The organism is Streptomyces sp. DSM 106670 (genome assembly GCF_055792845.1).
Window position 1 is genome coordinate 7,230,730 of record NZ_CM147704.1, and the last position, 13,590, is coordinate 7,244,319.

9 protein-coding genes are annotated in these 13,590 nt (G+C 74.8%); all 9 read left to right on the top strand.

The window, feature by feature from the left end:
* Positions 1-119: 119 nt before the first annotated feature.
* The 9 genes from ACSMXR_RS31980 (at position 120) to ACSMXR_RS32020 (ending at position 13,555) form a co-directional block, all read left to right on the top strand.
* Positions 120-1,637: a VMAP-C domain-containing protein gene (locus ACSMXR_RS31980; protein WP_473170472.1), complete on the top strand. Its 1,518-nt coding sequence runs from the start codon at positions 120-122 to the stop codon at positions 1,635-1,637.
* Positions 1,634-2,716 carry an AAA family ATPase gene (locus ACSMXR_RS31985; RefSeq protein WP_473170473.1) on the top strand — a complete coding sequence of 361 codons (1,083 nt, stop codon included), beginning with the start codon at positions 1,634-1,636 and terminating at the stop codon, positions 2,714-2,716. Before ACSMXR_RS31980 ends, ACSMXR_RS31985 begins: the two co-directional genes overlap by 4 nt.
* Positions 2,716-4,764, top strand: a complete 2,049-nt coding sequence (locus ACSMXR_RS31990; RefSeq protein ID WP_473170474.1) for an SAV_2336 N-terminal domain-related protein — start codon at positions 2,716-2,718, stop codon at positions 4,762-4,764. The genes ACSMXR_RS31985 and ACSMXR_RS31990 overlap by 1 nt, the downstream gene beginning before the upstream one ends.
* Complete coding sequence (gene fxsT / locus ACSMXR_RS31995) at positions 4,698-7,157, top strand: FxSxx-COOH system tetratricopeptide repeat protein (RefSeq protein WP_473170475.1); 2,460 nt, start codon at positions 4,698-4,700, stop codon at positions 7,155-7,157. The genes ACSMXR_RS31990 and fxsT overlap by 67 nt, the downstream gene beginning before the upstream one ends.
* 103 nt (positions 7,158-7,260) lie before the next feature.
* Positions 7,261-8,433 (top strand): hypothetical protein, encoded by a 1,173-nt coding sequence (locus tag ACSMXR_RS32000; RefSeq protein ID WP_473170476.1) that lies wholly within the window; start codon positions 7,261-7,263, stop codon positions 8,431-8,433.
* Positions 8,430-9,581, top strand: coding sequence for an effector-associated domain 2-containing protein (locus ACSMXR_RS32005; protein WP_473170477.1), 1,152 nt, complete (start codon positions 8,430-8,432; stop codon positions 9,579-9,581). The genes ACSMXR_RS32000 and ACSMXR_RS32005 overlap by 4 nt, the downstream gene beginning before the upstream one ends.
* Positions 9,582-9,685: 104 nt before the next feature.
* A complete protein-coding gene (locus ACSMXR_RS32010; RefSeq protein ID WP_240805778.1) occupies positions 9,686-9,871 on the top strand; it encodes a hypothetical protein in 186 nt (61 codons plus the stop codon).
* A 67-nt stretch (positions 9,872-9,938) separates the two neighbouring features.
* Positions 9,939-11,840, top strand: a complete 1,902-nt coding sequence (locus ACSMXR_RS32015) for an HEXXH motif domain-containing protein (protein WP_473170478.1) — start codon at positions 9,939-9,941, stop codon at positions 11,838-11,840.
* Positions 11,841-12,052: 212 nt separating this feature from the next.
* Positions 12,053-13,555, top strand: a complete 1,503-nt coding sequence (locus ACSMXR_RS32020) for an aldehyde dehydrogenase family protein (protein ID WP_473170479.1) — start codon at positions 12,053-12,055, stop codon at positions 13,553-13,555.
* The last annotated feature ends 35 nt before the right edge of the window (positions 13,556-13,590 follow it).

Genomic DNA, 13,590 nt, shown 5'->3' on the forward strand with positions numbered 1-13,590 from the left:
GGCGGTGTTCGAAAGGGGCGCGGCGGGGCCGGACAAGATCCTGGTTGCCGAAGATTCAATCGTGGTAACTTCGCCGCTAGCCATGTGAGTTGGACCGACTCGGCGGGGGATGGTCGGCTGTGAACGCTGTCCCGCACGGGCGCCCGGGACCGGATCTGGTGCAGACGCTGGTCGATGCGCTGACCCTGCTCGACTGCGTCAAGGACCGGGGCCAGCGGTACGAGTTCGTGGACACGGTGGCCTACCGGCTCGACATCGAGCTGACCTACCCGGACAGCACGCCCCGCATCGACATGATGCATCTGGTCCGCAAGGTGATCCACCGGCCCGGCGGCCCCGAGGCGATCCTCTACGCGGTCCGCGTCGTCTCCGGCAAGGACGACGCCGAGCGGATCGCCGCCGAGGCGGGCATCCGGGCCGACGGCGACCGGCCGGGCCCCTGGCCCGCACCCGTCTTCGCCGAGAGCGTCGCCCGGCAGGCGCGCCGGCTGCTCGACGAGGCGACGGACATCGACGGCGCACGGCTGCGCGCCCTCCTCGCCGAGGAGCTGCCCGGCGAACTGCCCGACAGCGGAACCCCGGCCGAACTCTTCGACCAGGCCCAGGACATGACCGCGCGCGCCGACGGCCTCCCGGCCGCCGTCGTGCTGGTCGAGGCGGCCGCCACCCTGTCGGCCGAGCGCGGCGCACCGCTGCGCCGGTGGTCGGACCGCTGGGCGACGGGCGACCCCACGGCGGCGGCCGACGACGCCCGCGCCGGGGTTCCCGGGGCGTCGGACGCGCTCACCGTCTGCCGGCAGCGCCTGGAGCGGCCCGCCGCCCCCGACCCGACCGTGCCCCGGTGCCTGGTCGTGATGGTCGACCCGGCCCGGGACGGTTCACCGGACGTCTTCGTCCGGCACTGGATCAACAAGGTCCCCGGCTACTGGCGACCGGAGCCGGGCCAGGTGCAGACCGTCACCCTGGACACCCTGGCCGGAGCGGTCGAATCCGCCGTCGAGCAGGGCGAGGCACTGTGGGCCGACCGGCCCGCGACCGGCGAACAGGGGCCGGTCCACGTCGAGTTCCTGCTCCCCTTCGATCTGCTCAACCACGACATGGCCCGCCTGGAACTGGGTACCGGAGCCCCGAGGCCCTGGCCGATCGGCCTGCGCTACCGGGTCCATCTGCGCAGCCTGGACCGGATGCGCGGCGACGCCGGACAACTGCGCCGCTGGCAGGCCCGCTGGGACCGGCTGCGGACCGCGCCCGCCCCGGCCCCGCACCGCTGGAAGGCGGCGGACCGGGACGGCTTCGAGCGCTGGCGCGCCCATCTCGCCGGTGACGAGTCGCTGACCGCGGTCATCCTCGACGCGCCCGCCGTCCAGGGGCACGGTCTGGAGGCGCTGCAGACCGCCGTCGTCGAGGGCATCGGTCTGGCCGCCTGGGACCGCAGGCTGGAGAGCACCTCGCACTCCAGCGAGCTGCTGACCCTGCTCCTGGGGCACGCCTACGCCCAACTGCCGGACACCGTGAACAGGTTGAGGATGGGAGCGGAGGTCGACGAGGACGGCCCGCTGTGGGTGGGCCGGCACATCGCGTTCTTCTGGGACGACCCGTACCGACTGGTCGATCGTGAGGAGTTGTTGTCGGCATGACCGGACCGACCTCCGCCGCCCCGCCGCCCCCGTGGTGGGTCTTCCACGCGACCGGCAAGGCGCCCGCGGGCGAGCCGCCGGAGCTGCCCGCGCCGCCGCCCTGGCGGACGTTCCCCGGCGAACCGCTCCAGCCGCCACCGCCCGAGGACGACCGGGCCGCCGATCGCCGCCTCGGCCGGATCCAGGAGGGGCCGCAGCTCCGCCGCGAGGAGATCGACGCGGTCAACGCCGCCCTGCTGCTGCGCCGCCCGCTGCTCATCACCGGACCGCCGGGCGTCGGCAAGTCCACCCTGGCCTATCTGCTCGCCCGTGAGCTGGGGCTCGGCCGGGTGCTGCCCTGGAGCGTCGTCAGCCGCAGCACGCTCAGGGGCGGTCTGTACGCGTACGACGCGATCGGCCGCGCCCAGGCCATCGCCGCCTGGCGGGCGGCCGACGCCGGGAACACCCACGGCCCCGCACTGGACGACGCCGGCGCGGGCGAACAGGAAGCGACCGGTGAAGGGCCGCCCGCGCTCGGCGACTTCGTCACCCTGGGCCCGCTCGGCACCGCCCTGCTCGCCTACCGGCGACCCCGGGTACTGCTCGTCGACGAGCTGGACAAGAGCGACATCGATCTGCCCAACGACCTTCTTCACGTCCTGGAGAACGGCAGCTACGAGATCCCCGAACTCGTGCGCAGCAACGAGGAGTCGGCGACCGTGTTCACCGACGACCCGCGCGGCACGGCGAGGATCGAGGGCGGCCGGGTGGAATGCGCGCAGTTCCCCGTCGTCGTCATCACCAGCAACGGCGAACGGGAGTTCCCCGCCGCGTTCCGCCGCCGCTGTCTGCCGCTGGAGATGGAACCGCCCGGCCGCGAGCAGCTGATCGGCATCGTCGTCAGCCATCTGCGCCAACGCCCGGAAGGCGTCGAGGCGCTGGTGGACGAGTTCGTCAACCGCCAGCGCGGCGGCGGCACCCAGTCGATCGACCAGTTGCTCAACGCCGTCCAGCTGACGACCGCGGGCGGTTTTCAACCCGACGCCGACGGGCGTAAGCTCGTCGAGATGCTCCTCCGAGACCTCTCGAAGGGCCGCTGATGAACGGCTTGCCCAGGGAGCGCGCTCCGGACCCCGCGTCCGCGCCGGCCGCCTCCCCCGATCGCGCCACCGGCGACCGAACCGAGGACGGCAGCCCGTACGACCCGGGCGCGGGCGCCGACTGGACGGAGCTCGCCGACGCCGCCTGGCTCGCCGCCGCCCGGCTCGACGCCCAGCGCACCACCGGGCCCGCCCCGGACCACCCTCCCCACGCCGAACCGCGCCACGACGCGCCCCGCCCCGCCCGCCCGTCACCCCTCGGGCCACCGCCCGCAAGCGGGCCCGAACCCCCGCCCGACCCGTTCCCCGGCCCACCACCGCACCCCGCGCCCGACACCGTGCCCGGGGTCTCCGGGCTGCCGGGGCCCGCGGCGTACGAACGCGAGATCCTGACCGCCCGGGAGCACACGCGCACCGGCCCCGACCGGCTGCCGGGCTCCGGACGCGACCGGGCCGTGCGGACGGCCCCGTTACGGCTGGCCAGGTCGCTGCGCGGGCTGGGCCGCAGGGTGCCCACCGGCGGCCGCGGCGCGCTGGACGAGGAGAGCACCGCCGAGCACGGGCTCACCGACGGCCTCTGGGTCCCCTACTTCCTCCCCGACCGTGAGCGCGCCTTCGACCTGGTGCTCCTCGTCGACCGGGCCCCCACCATGCCGCCCTGGCACGGCACCGTCCGGCAGATCGCCGACGAGGCCACCCGCAGCGGGGCCTTCCGCGATGTCCGCACCGTCGGGGTGACCCTGCCCGCCGACGGCGAACCCGCCCTGCGCTGGCCCGGCGGACGCGACGGCGACCCCGCCGAACTGCTCGACGGCCGAAGCTCACGGCTCTTCCTCGTCGTCACGGACGGGCTCGCCCACGGCTGGGCGGGCCCCGGCGCCGACCGGTTACTGGAACGGCTCACCTCGGGCGGGCCCACCGCGCTCGTCCACCTCCTGCCGCCCTATCTGCGCCACCGCTCCTCGCTGTTCCCCTTCCGCGCCCAACTGGACGCGGGCGGCTTCGGCGCGCCGAACCGCCGCTTCCACTGCCGCCCGCCGCACGGCGCCCACGACCCCGTACGGCCGCTGCCCGAACCGGACGACGACACCGTGCCCGTACCGGTGCTCAGCGTCCGCGCCGGGTCCTTCCGCGCCTGGGCCGACCTGGTCACCGGCGAGCGCGGGGTGCGACGGACCCTGCCGGTCGTGCTGGCGGGCGCGATGGCCAAGGGAGCCTCCGCCCCCGGGCTGCGCACCCCGGCCGTCGACGGCCCCCGGGCGGCGGCCGCCGCCGTACGCAGGTTCCGCTCGCTCGCCAGCCCCCTGGCCCGGCAGCTCGCCGTGCTCCTGGCCCTCGCCCCGATGGACTTCGCCGTCATCCAGGAGCTGCGCGAGGCGGCCCTGCCGGACGCCGGGCCCGAGCACCTCGCCGAGGTCATGATGGGCGGCCTGATCGACTGGGACACCGACGCCGAGGGCGGTCCGGACTTCGCCGACGACGTACGCGAAGCGCTGCTCGCCACCAGCACCAGGACCCAACTCGCCCGCACCGTCGGCCTGCTGGCGGAACTGCGTACGGGCAAGGGGCACGGCGCCCGGCTCCGCGCGGCCCTCCACGACCCGGTGCGCACCGCCCTGCCCGGCACGGAACCCGGCGCCCGCCCCTGGCTCCGGATCGAACTCGCGGTCCTGCGGGCGCTGGCCGGCCCGTACGCGGGCCGGGCCGCCCGGGTGGCGGCCCGCCTGGTGCGCCCGCCGGGCGGCCCCCCTGCCCGGCCGGGTGAGATCGGTGCGAAAGAGATGAAAGACGCCCCGAATTGGGCAAAGCTGCCACCGGACAGCGTCGTTTCACCAGGAGGACCCGTGCCGCCCACGACACCCCCAGCAGCTGACACCTCGGCACCAGCTGACAACACCGCCCGGAGGGCCCACAAGGAGATGGAAGTCAAAACGCCGGAAGCACGCTTCGTCGTACGGGCCAGCCGAAGATCATGGGCAATGTGCCGCCCAAGAACCCCAACTTCACGGGCCGCGAGTCGCTTCTCGCCGCCGTGGAGCGGCAGCTGACCGAGGACGAGACGACGGCGGTCCTCCCGCACGCCCTGCACGGCCTCGGCGGCGTGGGCAAATCGCAGATCGCGGTGGAGTACGTCTACCGCCACAGCGGCGACTACAACGTCATCTGGTGGATCCCCGCCGAGCAGGAGAGCCTGATCCTGGCCGCGCTCGCCGAGCTGGCGGCCAGCCTCGGCCTGCAGGTCGGCCCGCAGGCCAACACCGCCGTGCCCGCTGTCCGCGAGGCACTGCGCACCGGAAAGCCCTTCGACAACTGGCTGCTGGTCTTCGACAACGCCGAGGACATCGAGGCGGTGCGCTCGTACTTCCCCAACGGCGGCCCCGGAAAGATCATCGTCACCTCGCGCAACCGGGAGTGGGAGCGGATCGCCACGCCCCTGAGCGTCGACGTCTTCGACCGCGAGGAGAGCATCGCCCTGCTCCAGCGCCGGGCCCGGGGACTGAGCACCCACGACGCGGGCCGGCTCGCCGAGGCGCTCGGCGATCTGCCGCTCGCCGTCGAGCAGGCCGGCGCCTGGCACGCGGCCACCGGCATGCCGGTCGACGAGTACCTCCAGCTGCTGGACGAGCGCCGCCCCGAAATCCTCGAACTGGCCCCGTCCCCGGACTACCCGCTGCCCGTCGCCGCGGTGTGGGACATCTCGCTCGGCAGGCTCACCGCCGAGAACCCGGCCGCCCGCCAACTCCTCCAGATCTGCGCCTGCATGGCACCCGAACCCATCCCGCTGAACATGCTCCGCGGCGGCCGCAACGTCCAGATCACCCCCGAGCTGGACCCCGTGCTCCGCGACCCGCTGCTGCTCGCCCGCGCCACCCGCGATCTGAGCAAGCTCTCGCTGGTCCGCCTCGACCACAAGGCCGGCACGCTCCAGATGCACCGGCTCATGCAGAACGTGATCGTCGCCCGGCTGGACCCGGAGGAGCGGGAGCGGATGCGCAACGCCGCCCATCTGCTCCTGACCACCGCCAAGCCGGGCCTGCCCGCCTCACCGGAACAGTGGTCGACCTACCTCGGACTGCTGCCCCACATGATCGCCTCCGGCGCGGTCAACAGCTCGGACGCCTGGGTGCGCGACCTGGTCTTCGACATGGTCACCTTCCTCTACTACTGGGGCGCCCACGACGCGGGCGCGGACCTGACCCGGCAGGCGTGGGAGGCCTGGAGCGAGCAGTCCGCCGAGGAGGACCTGCACGTCATCCGGATCACCAAGATGCTCGGCTTCTACCTCCACCACCTCGGCCGGATCGCGGAGGCCGCGGCCCTGAGCGAACAGGCCATGGAGGTCTCGCGCACTGCGCCGATCCCCGAGGAGGAGGTGATCGACTCCATGCTCCAGCAGGCCGGCTCGCTGCGGTACCGGGGCGACTTCGAGGCCGCCCGCGAGCTGAGCGCCGAGGCCTACGAGCGGGCGAGCGACCTCTACGGCCCGGAGGACCCGACGACGCTGAGCGCGGCCCACAGCTACGGCCTCTCGCTGCGGGTGAACGGCGACTTCCGGCAGGCGCGGGCGATCGACGGGGAGTCCGCCAGGCAGCGGGAGCTGCTCTACGGCCCGACCAGCGGGCTCACCGTCAACACCCTGAGCGCCCTGGCGGTGGACACCCGCGAGGCGGGCGACTTCCTGGAGGCCAGGGCCCTTCAGGAGTCGACCTACCAGACCTACCGCACCCACTTCGGCCCCACCAACGCGGCGACCATCCGGGCCGCGCTGAACCTCGCGATCTGCCGGCGCCGGGCCGGATTCCTGGAGGGGGCGGCGGAGCTGGTCGAGGAAATCCTGGAGCGCTTCACCAGCAGGTACGGCGCGGCGTACCCGGAAACCCTGGGGGCGGCCCTGGCGGCGGTCGTCGACCGCCGGATCGCGGGCAGGCTGGAGGACTCCCGCCGCCTCGGCCGGCAGACCCTCGACGGCTACCGGGACATCTTCGGCGAGCACCACCCGTACACCCTGTGCGCCATGATCAACGTGGCCGCCACCCTGCGGGCCCTGGGCGAGGTGGAGGAGGCCGAGCGGCTGGACACGGTCGCGGGGGAGCGGCTCCGGGCGGACCTGGGGGAGCGGCACGTCTACTCTCTGGCCGCCGCGTTCGGCCGGGCCAACGACCACTACGCCAGGCTGGACTTCGCCGGCGCCCTGGAGGTCGACAGCGCCACGCTGCCCCTGCTCACCGAGGAGGCGGGCGAGGACCACCCCTTCACCCTGGTCTGCGTCGCGAACCTCTCGCTGGACCATCGCGGACTGGGCCACTCGGCGGAGGCGGACCGGCTCAACGCCCAGGCGGTGGAGGGCCTGACGCGTGTTCTGGGGGAGGAGCACCCGTGGCGGACCTCGGCCCGGCTGCACCAGCGCATCGAGTACGACCCGACGGTGATCCCGTTGTGAGGTGACGGATCGGTACGGGAACGGGGACGGGGCCGGGAGGTCGCGGACGCCCGATGTGTGACGGGGTGGGGTCGGCGGGAACACCACTGACGGGGGGCGATGCATGACCACGGTCATATTCATCCACGGTACGGGCGTGCGGCCGCCGCACAGCGAGGCCCTGAACGCGAAGGTCACGGCCTCACTCGCCGGGGCCGCCCCGGGGGTGCGGGTCGTGCCGCTCGACTGGGGCGAGCGGTACGGCGCCCGGCTCGCGGCGGGCGGGGCCAGCATTCCGCCGGACGGGGCCGGGGCCACCGAACGGGACGTGGCGGGCGAGGACGACGGGGAGGACGCGGAGACCGCCGCCTGGGAGCGCCTCTACGGCGACCCGGAGGCGGAGTTGGTCCTCGCCGCCACACGCGGCCCCTCGGGAGCGATACCCCCGGGCGCGGCCTTCCCGGACGAGGAGTTCCGGGACCGGCTGGCCCGGCTGGCGGCCCGCGGCGAGAGCGTCGCCCCGGAGCTGGGGCCCGGCCTCGGAGCACGGGCCGCCGGCCTCGCCCGCAGCCCGCTGCTCGCCCCGGCCGCCGAAGCCCTGGACCCCGAAGACCTGGCGCCGCTGCTGGCCCGCGCGCTGGCCGCCGCCGTGATCGGCGCGGCCCTCGCCGAGGACGCGCCGGTGATCCCCGACGGCCCCACCCGCGACGCCGCCGTGGACCGGATCGCCCGGGAGCTCGGCGCCACCGCGTCCGGCTCCACCAGGGGTCCGGTGGGCCGGCTGATCGGCCGGCCCGTGCTGCGGCTCGGCTCCCGTTACGCGGTGCGCCGCCGCCGCGCCCTGACCGGGGCCGCCCATCCGGCCGCGGGCGATGTGCTCAAGTTCCTCGTACGGGGCGGCCCCCTGCGCGCCGCCCTGCGCGAGCTGGCCGCCGCCGTGGAGCCGCCCGTCGTCCTCCTCGGCCACAGCCTCGGCGGGATCATCGCCCTCGACACCCTGATCGAGGCCCCGCTGCCCGGCGTCCGGCTGCTGGTCACGGTGGGCTCGCAGGCGCCGTTCCTGTACGAGACGGGGGCGCTGCCCCACCTCGACCACCCGGAGCCCCTGCCCGACCATGTCCCCGGCTGGCTCAACCTCCACGACCGCCGCGATCTGCTCGGCTTCGCCGCCGCACCGGTGTTCCCCGGCCGGGCCGAGGACATCGCGACGGACAACCGGCAGCCGTTCCCCGCCGCCCACAGCGCCTACTGGAGCGACCCGGCCGTCTACCGCGCCATCGCGGAGCGGCTGCCGTGAGCGCGGGCCCGGCTCACTCGGCCGGCCTGAGCGCACCCACCGTTGACCCCGCCCGGGTGGTGGCGCTCGTCGTCGGCGTCGAGGCCTATGCGGCGGGGCCCCGCTGGACCCTGCCGGGCCCGGCCCGCGACGCCCTGCGTTTCCGGGACTGGCTGCGGTCCACGGGCGTGCCGGACGCCAACATCCTGCTCCACCTCGCCCCGGCACAGGGCCCGGACGCGGTCACCGGCCACCGCGGCGCCGACCACGAGACCCTGCGACGGGCCCTGGTGCACGAACTGCCCGCCCGCCAGGGGGACATGCTCTGGATCTGGTGGGGCGGGCACGGCGTCCTGGACCGGGACGAACACCTGCGGCTCTACTGCGCCGACGCCACGGAGGCGGACCGCCGCAACATCGACCTGGAGTCCGCCCGCCGCCGGCTGAGCAGCGATGTCCTGCCCGGGTTCGAGAGGCAGAACTGGGTCGTCGACGCCTGCCAGACCTTCGAGGAGCGCCACCGCCCCGCCGTCACGATCCCGGACGGAAGCCTCCCCGCCGGGCAGCGCCTGCGGATCCACCGGCAGAGCGTGCTGCTGGCCGCCGACCGGGGACAGCGCGCGGCCAACGACCCCGTACGCGGTCAGGGTGTCTTCTCGGACATCCTCCTGCGCGAACTGGCCACCCTGCCCGGCGGCCCGGCCCCCGACCCGGAAGCGCTCTTCGCGGCCGTCCGGGGCCACTTCGACCGGCTGCGCGCCGAGGGAGGCCCCACCCAGCTCCCCACGATCCAGCTGCACCGCCCCGGACACACGGAACATCTGCCCGCCCCGCCCCCACCACGGAACGGAGAGGCCCCCGGGCGGGACCGGGCGGGCGGCGGGCTGGTCCGGGTGGTCGAAGCGCTGCTCGCCTATCCGCTGATGAGCGACCGGGACGAACGCCAGACGATGGTCGCGGAGCTGGACCCCGTCCTGGTGGCCCGGATGTCGCGGCACGCGGTGCCCCGCACGGACATCCTGGGCATCCTGCGGACGCTGCGGCGGCGTCCGGAAGGCCCCTGGGAGCTCTACCGGGTCGTCACGCTGCTCGACGACGACCCGGACCGGGCCGCCGAACTGGAGCAAGCCCTGCGGGAGTTCCTGGACGAGGACCGACCGGGCCCGTGATCGTACGGCGTGATCGCACGGGTTTCCGGAAGGCAACCTATTCGTCATGATGGGGAAGGACGGGTGGCATCGTGTGCCGCCGGACCGACAAGGGGGAACAGGCCTTGCAGCAGACGGCATCGGCCGGTGATCCGGCCGACTACCTGGAGTCCGATGTCGCGGACCTCGCGGAGGTGGGCGTCGCCGCCGTGCGCGCCCTCGCTCCCGCTCCCGGACGGCGTCTGCTGGAGGAGATCCGAAGAGCGCGCACCAGCACGCTGTCCGAACCCCCCACCGCTCGCGCCGACTGAGCGCTGTGCGGCCCGCCCCGGAAGAGACCCCACAGGGTCGCGTCGGGACCACGACAGAGGAGAGCGGGTGCACGGACCGATACGGATGCCCGGCCGCTGGTTCGACGAACTGGCCACGGGCGGAGGGTCGGTGGCGGCGGTCGGCTTCCTCGCGCGGGCCGAGCGGTCCCGACGCCTCCTTCTGGTCGGCGAGTTGCTGAGCCGGCTGGAGGAGCGGCCCACCCTGCTCGGCCCCGTCGACCTCGGCGCCTGCTGGCGGACCGTGGAGGAGGCCGAGGCGCGGAGGCCGGGCTGCGCTGAGGAGTTGCTGCTCAGCCCGCAGGTGGGCAGCTGGCTCGCCCATACGCTGCGCCGCCTGCACGGTACCGCCGTCGGCCCGCCGCTCTGGGTGGACACCGGGCACCTGGCCGCCGTCGCCCTGGTGGCCGCGCTCCGCGCCGGAACGGCTGCCGACCTCGTCGTACCCGCGCGAGAAGGCGCGGTGTCGCTGCCGACGCTGGGACTCGCCCGGCTGCCGGGCACCCCGCTGCTGGGCTTCCAGCCGGTCCGCGCGCGCGTGCGCGAGGGAGAGCTGCACCTCGCCCCGACCGTACGGGGCACGGGGGCGACCGCGCTGACCGTGCGCCCGCTCACCGCACCGCAGAGCGCCGTGTGGTGGCCGACGCACCGGCTGCCGGTCGGACCGGGCGGGCCCGAGGTCGCCCTCGACGACACCGACCCCTACCGCGACCTCGACCGCCCGATCCCGCCCCGTCGGCTCACACCACGCGAACTCGACGCCTGGCAGCGGCTGTTCGCCGAAGCGGTGGCGCTGCTCGATGCCGACCCGGCCCCGGCCGCCGCGTCAGGCTCCGACGCCAGGCCCGCCTCCGGCCCCGATCCCGCCACCGGATCCGGCTCCACCCGCCCCGGCACGCTGCGCCCCGAGGAGATCAGCCGCATCGTGCCCTGGCCCGGGCGGCTGCCGAACGGTCCCGTCGAGGGGCTCAGCGCCTCCACGGCGGACGCGTTCGGCTCCATGGTGGTGGCGGAGCCGCCGAACGGCGCCGCGCTCGCCGAGACGATGGTCCACGAGTTCCAGCACAGCAAGCTCGGGGCGCTGCTCCACCTCTTCGCGATGCTCGACGACGACCGCACCGAGGAGCACTACGCCCCCTGGCGTCCGGACCCGCGCCATCTGCCGGGGCTGATCCACGGCGCGTACGCCTTCGTCGGCGTCGCCGGATTCTGGCGGGACCGGATCGGGGACCGGGCGGCCGATCCGCTGGACCTGGCGCCCTTCCGCTTCGCGCTCCGCCGTATCCAGACCCGTACGGTCCTGCGGACCCTGGCGACCCGCGCCGCGCTCACCGGCCCCGGCCGCCGGCTGGTCGCCGGGCTCACCCGCACCGTCGACGGCTGGCTGCGCGAACCGGTGGACGGGCGGGCCGTGGCGCGGGCCCGGGCGGCGGCGGCCGGCCACCGGGCCGAGTGGCGGCTGCGCCATCTGCGGTGCGCGGACGAGGAGCGCGCCGGGCTGGCGGCGGCGCTGCGCTCCGGGACGCCGCTCCCGCCGGCCCGGCCGCCCCGGCTCGTCCCGGCGGAGGAGCGCACCCACTGGCAGGACGTACGGGGCGCGCTCTACCTCCGCCCGGACACCGCACCGGACCTCGCACCGGACCTCGGGCCGGACCTCGGGCCGGGCACCGCACCGGACCTCACACCGGACACCGCACCGCCCCAGGCCGATGTGCTGCTGGTCCGGGGAGAGGCCGCGGCCGCACGGGAGGCGTACCGGGAGCGCTGGTCCGACGCGCCGGGGGATCCGTACCTCCTGGCGGGCTGGCTGCTGGCGCACACCGCGCTGCACCCCGGACACCGGCGGCTCCTCGCCCGCCCGGAGCGGTTCGCCGCCGCCGTCACGGGGGAGGGGCCCGAGGTGTGGGAGCGGGCCGCCCATCTGCTGGCAGGTCCGGAACCACCCGCCTGACCAGCACCGGGCCGCCCCGCACGGAGCCCCGCGAGGCACCCCGAAGAGACCGTCACGCGTGAGGCGCATCACTCTGCGTGAAATTCTCGGCATACATTCCGCCGGACCGGGGAGGGGTCCAGGCCGCTGGTGTGCCGTACCCCGGTCCACCGCGCAGCGTGCCCCGGGCCGAACCGGAGGGGGCATTTCAGGCACGGAAGGCGAAAAACGACATGTCGGCGCTCACTACCATCCACATCGACGGCACCTGGCGGGCCGCCGGATCAGGCGCGACGCGCGAGATCCTCGACCCCGCCGACGCCACGGTCCTGGCCGTCGTCGCGGAGGGCGGGGCCGAGGACGCCGATGCGGCGATCGCGGCGGCGCGGCGCGCCTTCGACGACGGCCCCTGGCCGCACAAGCCCGTCGCCGAGCGGGCCGGGCTGCTGCGCCGGGTCGCCGAGCTGCTCCAGCGGGACCGCGAGGAGATCGCGATCACCGAGAGCCGCGACACCGGCAAGACCCTCGAAGAGGGCCGGGTCGACGTCGACGACGTGACCAACGCCTTCCGCTACTTCGCCGACCTCGTGATGAACGAGAGCGGCGGCCGGGTCGTCGACGCGGGCGACCCCGACGTCCACAGCATCGTCGTCCACGAGCCCGTCGGCGTCTGCGCCCTGATCGCCCCCTGGAACTACCCCCTCCTCCAGGCCAGCTGGAAGATCGCCCCGGCCCTCGCCGCGGGCAACACCTTCGTGCTCAAGCCCAGCGAGGTCACCCCGCTCTCCACCGTCCACCTGATCCGGCTGCTCTCCGAGGCCGGACTGCCCGACGGCGCCGCCAACCTGGTCACCGGCGCGGGCGACCCGGTGGGCGCCCGGTTCTCCGAGCACCCGGACGTCGACCTGGTCTCCTTCACCGGCGGCCTCGCCAGCGGTACGAAGGTGGCCCAGGCGGCCGCGCCGACCGTGAAGAAGGTCGCCCTGGAGCTCGGCGGCAAGAACCCCAACGTGGTCTTCGCCGACGCCTGCGCCACCGGCGAGGGCTTCGACACCGCCGTCGACCAGGCGCTGAACGCCGCGTTCTTCCACAGCGGCCAGGTCTGCTCCGCCGGCGCCCGCCTGATCATCGAGGAGAGCATCCGCGACCGGTTCGTCACCGAGCTGGCCCGCCGCGCCGACGCCATCCGCCTCGGCCGGGGCACCCTCGACGGCGTCGAGTGCGGCCCCCTCGTCTCCGCCCAGCAGCTCTCCAAGGTCGAGATGTACGTCGCCTCCGCCCGTGAGGAGGGCGCGATCGTCCGGGCCGGCGGCGAGCGCCCGAAGCCGAACGACGTACGCCCCGAGGGCGGCTACTTCTACCGGCCGACCGTCCTCGACGGCTGCCACCGCGGGATGAAGGTGGTCCGCGAGGAGACCTTCGGCCCGATTCTCACCGTCGAGACCTTCCGTACCGAGGAAGAGGCCATCACGCTGGCCAACGACACCGACTACGGTCTCGCCGGCGCGGTCTGGACGACCGACGCGGGCCGGGCCCGCCGGGTCGCCGGACGGCTGCGCCACGGCACCGTCTGGATCAACGACTACCACCCCTACCTCCCGCAGGCCGAGTGGGGCGGCTTCGGGAAGTCCGGCACGGGCCGTGAGCTGGGCCCGACGGGGCTCGCCGAGTACCGCGAGTCCAAGCACATCTACCAGAACCTGAACCCGCGCCCCCAGCGCTGGTTCGCCGGCTGACGCCTGCGGGGGCCGGACGGAACACCCGCCGTCCG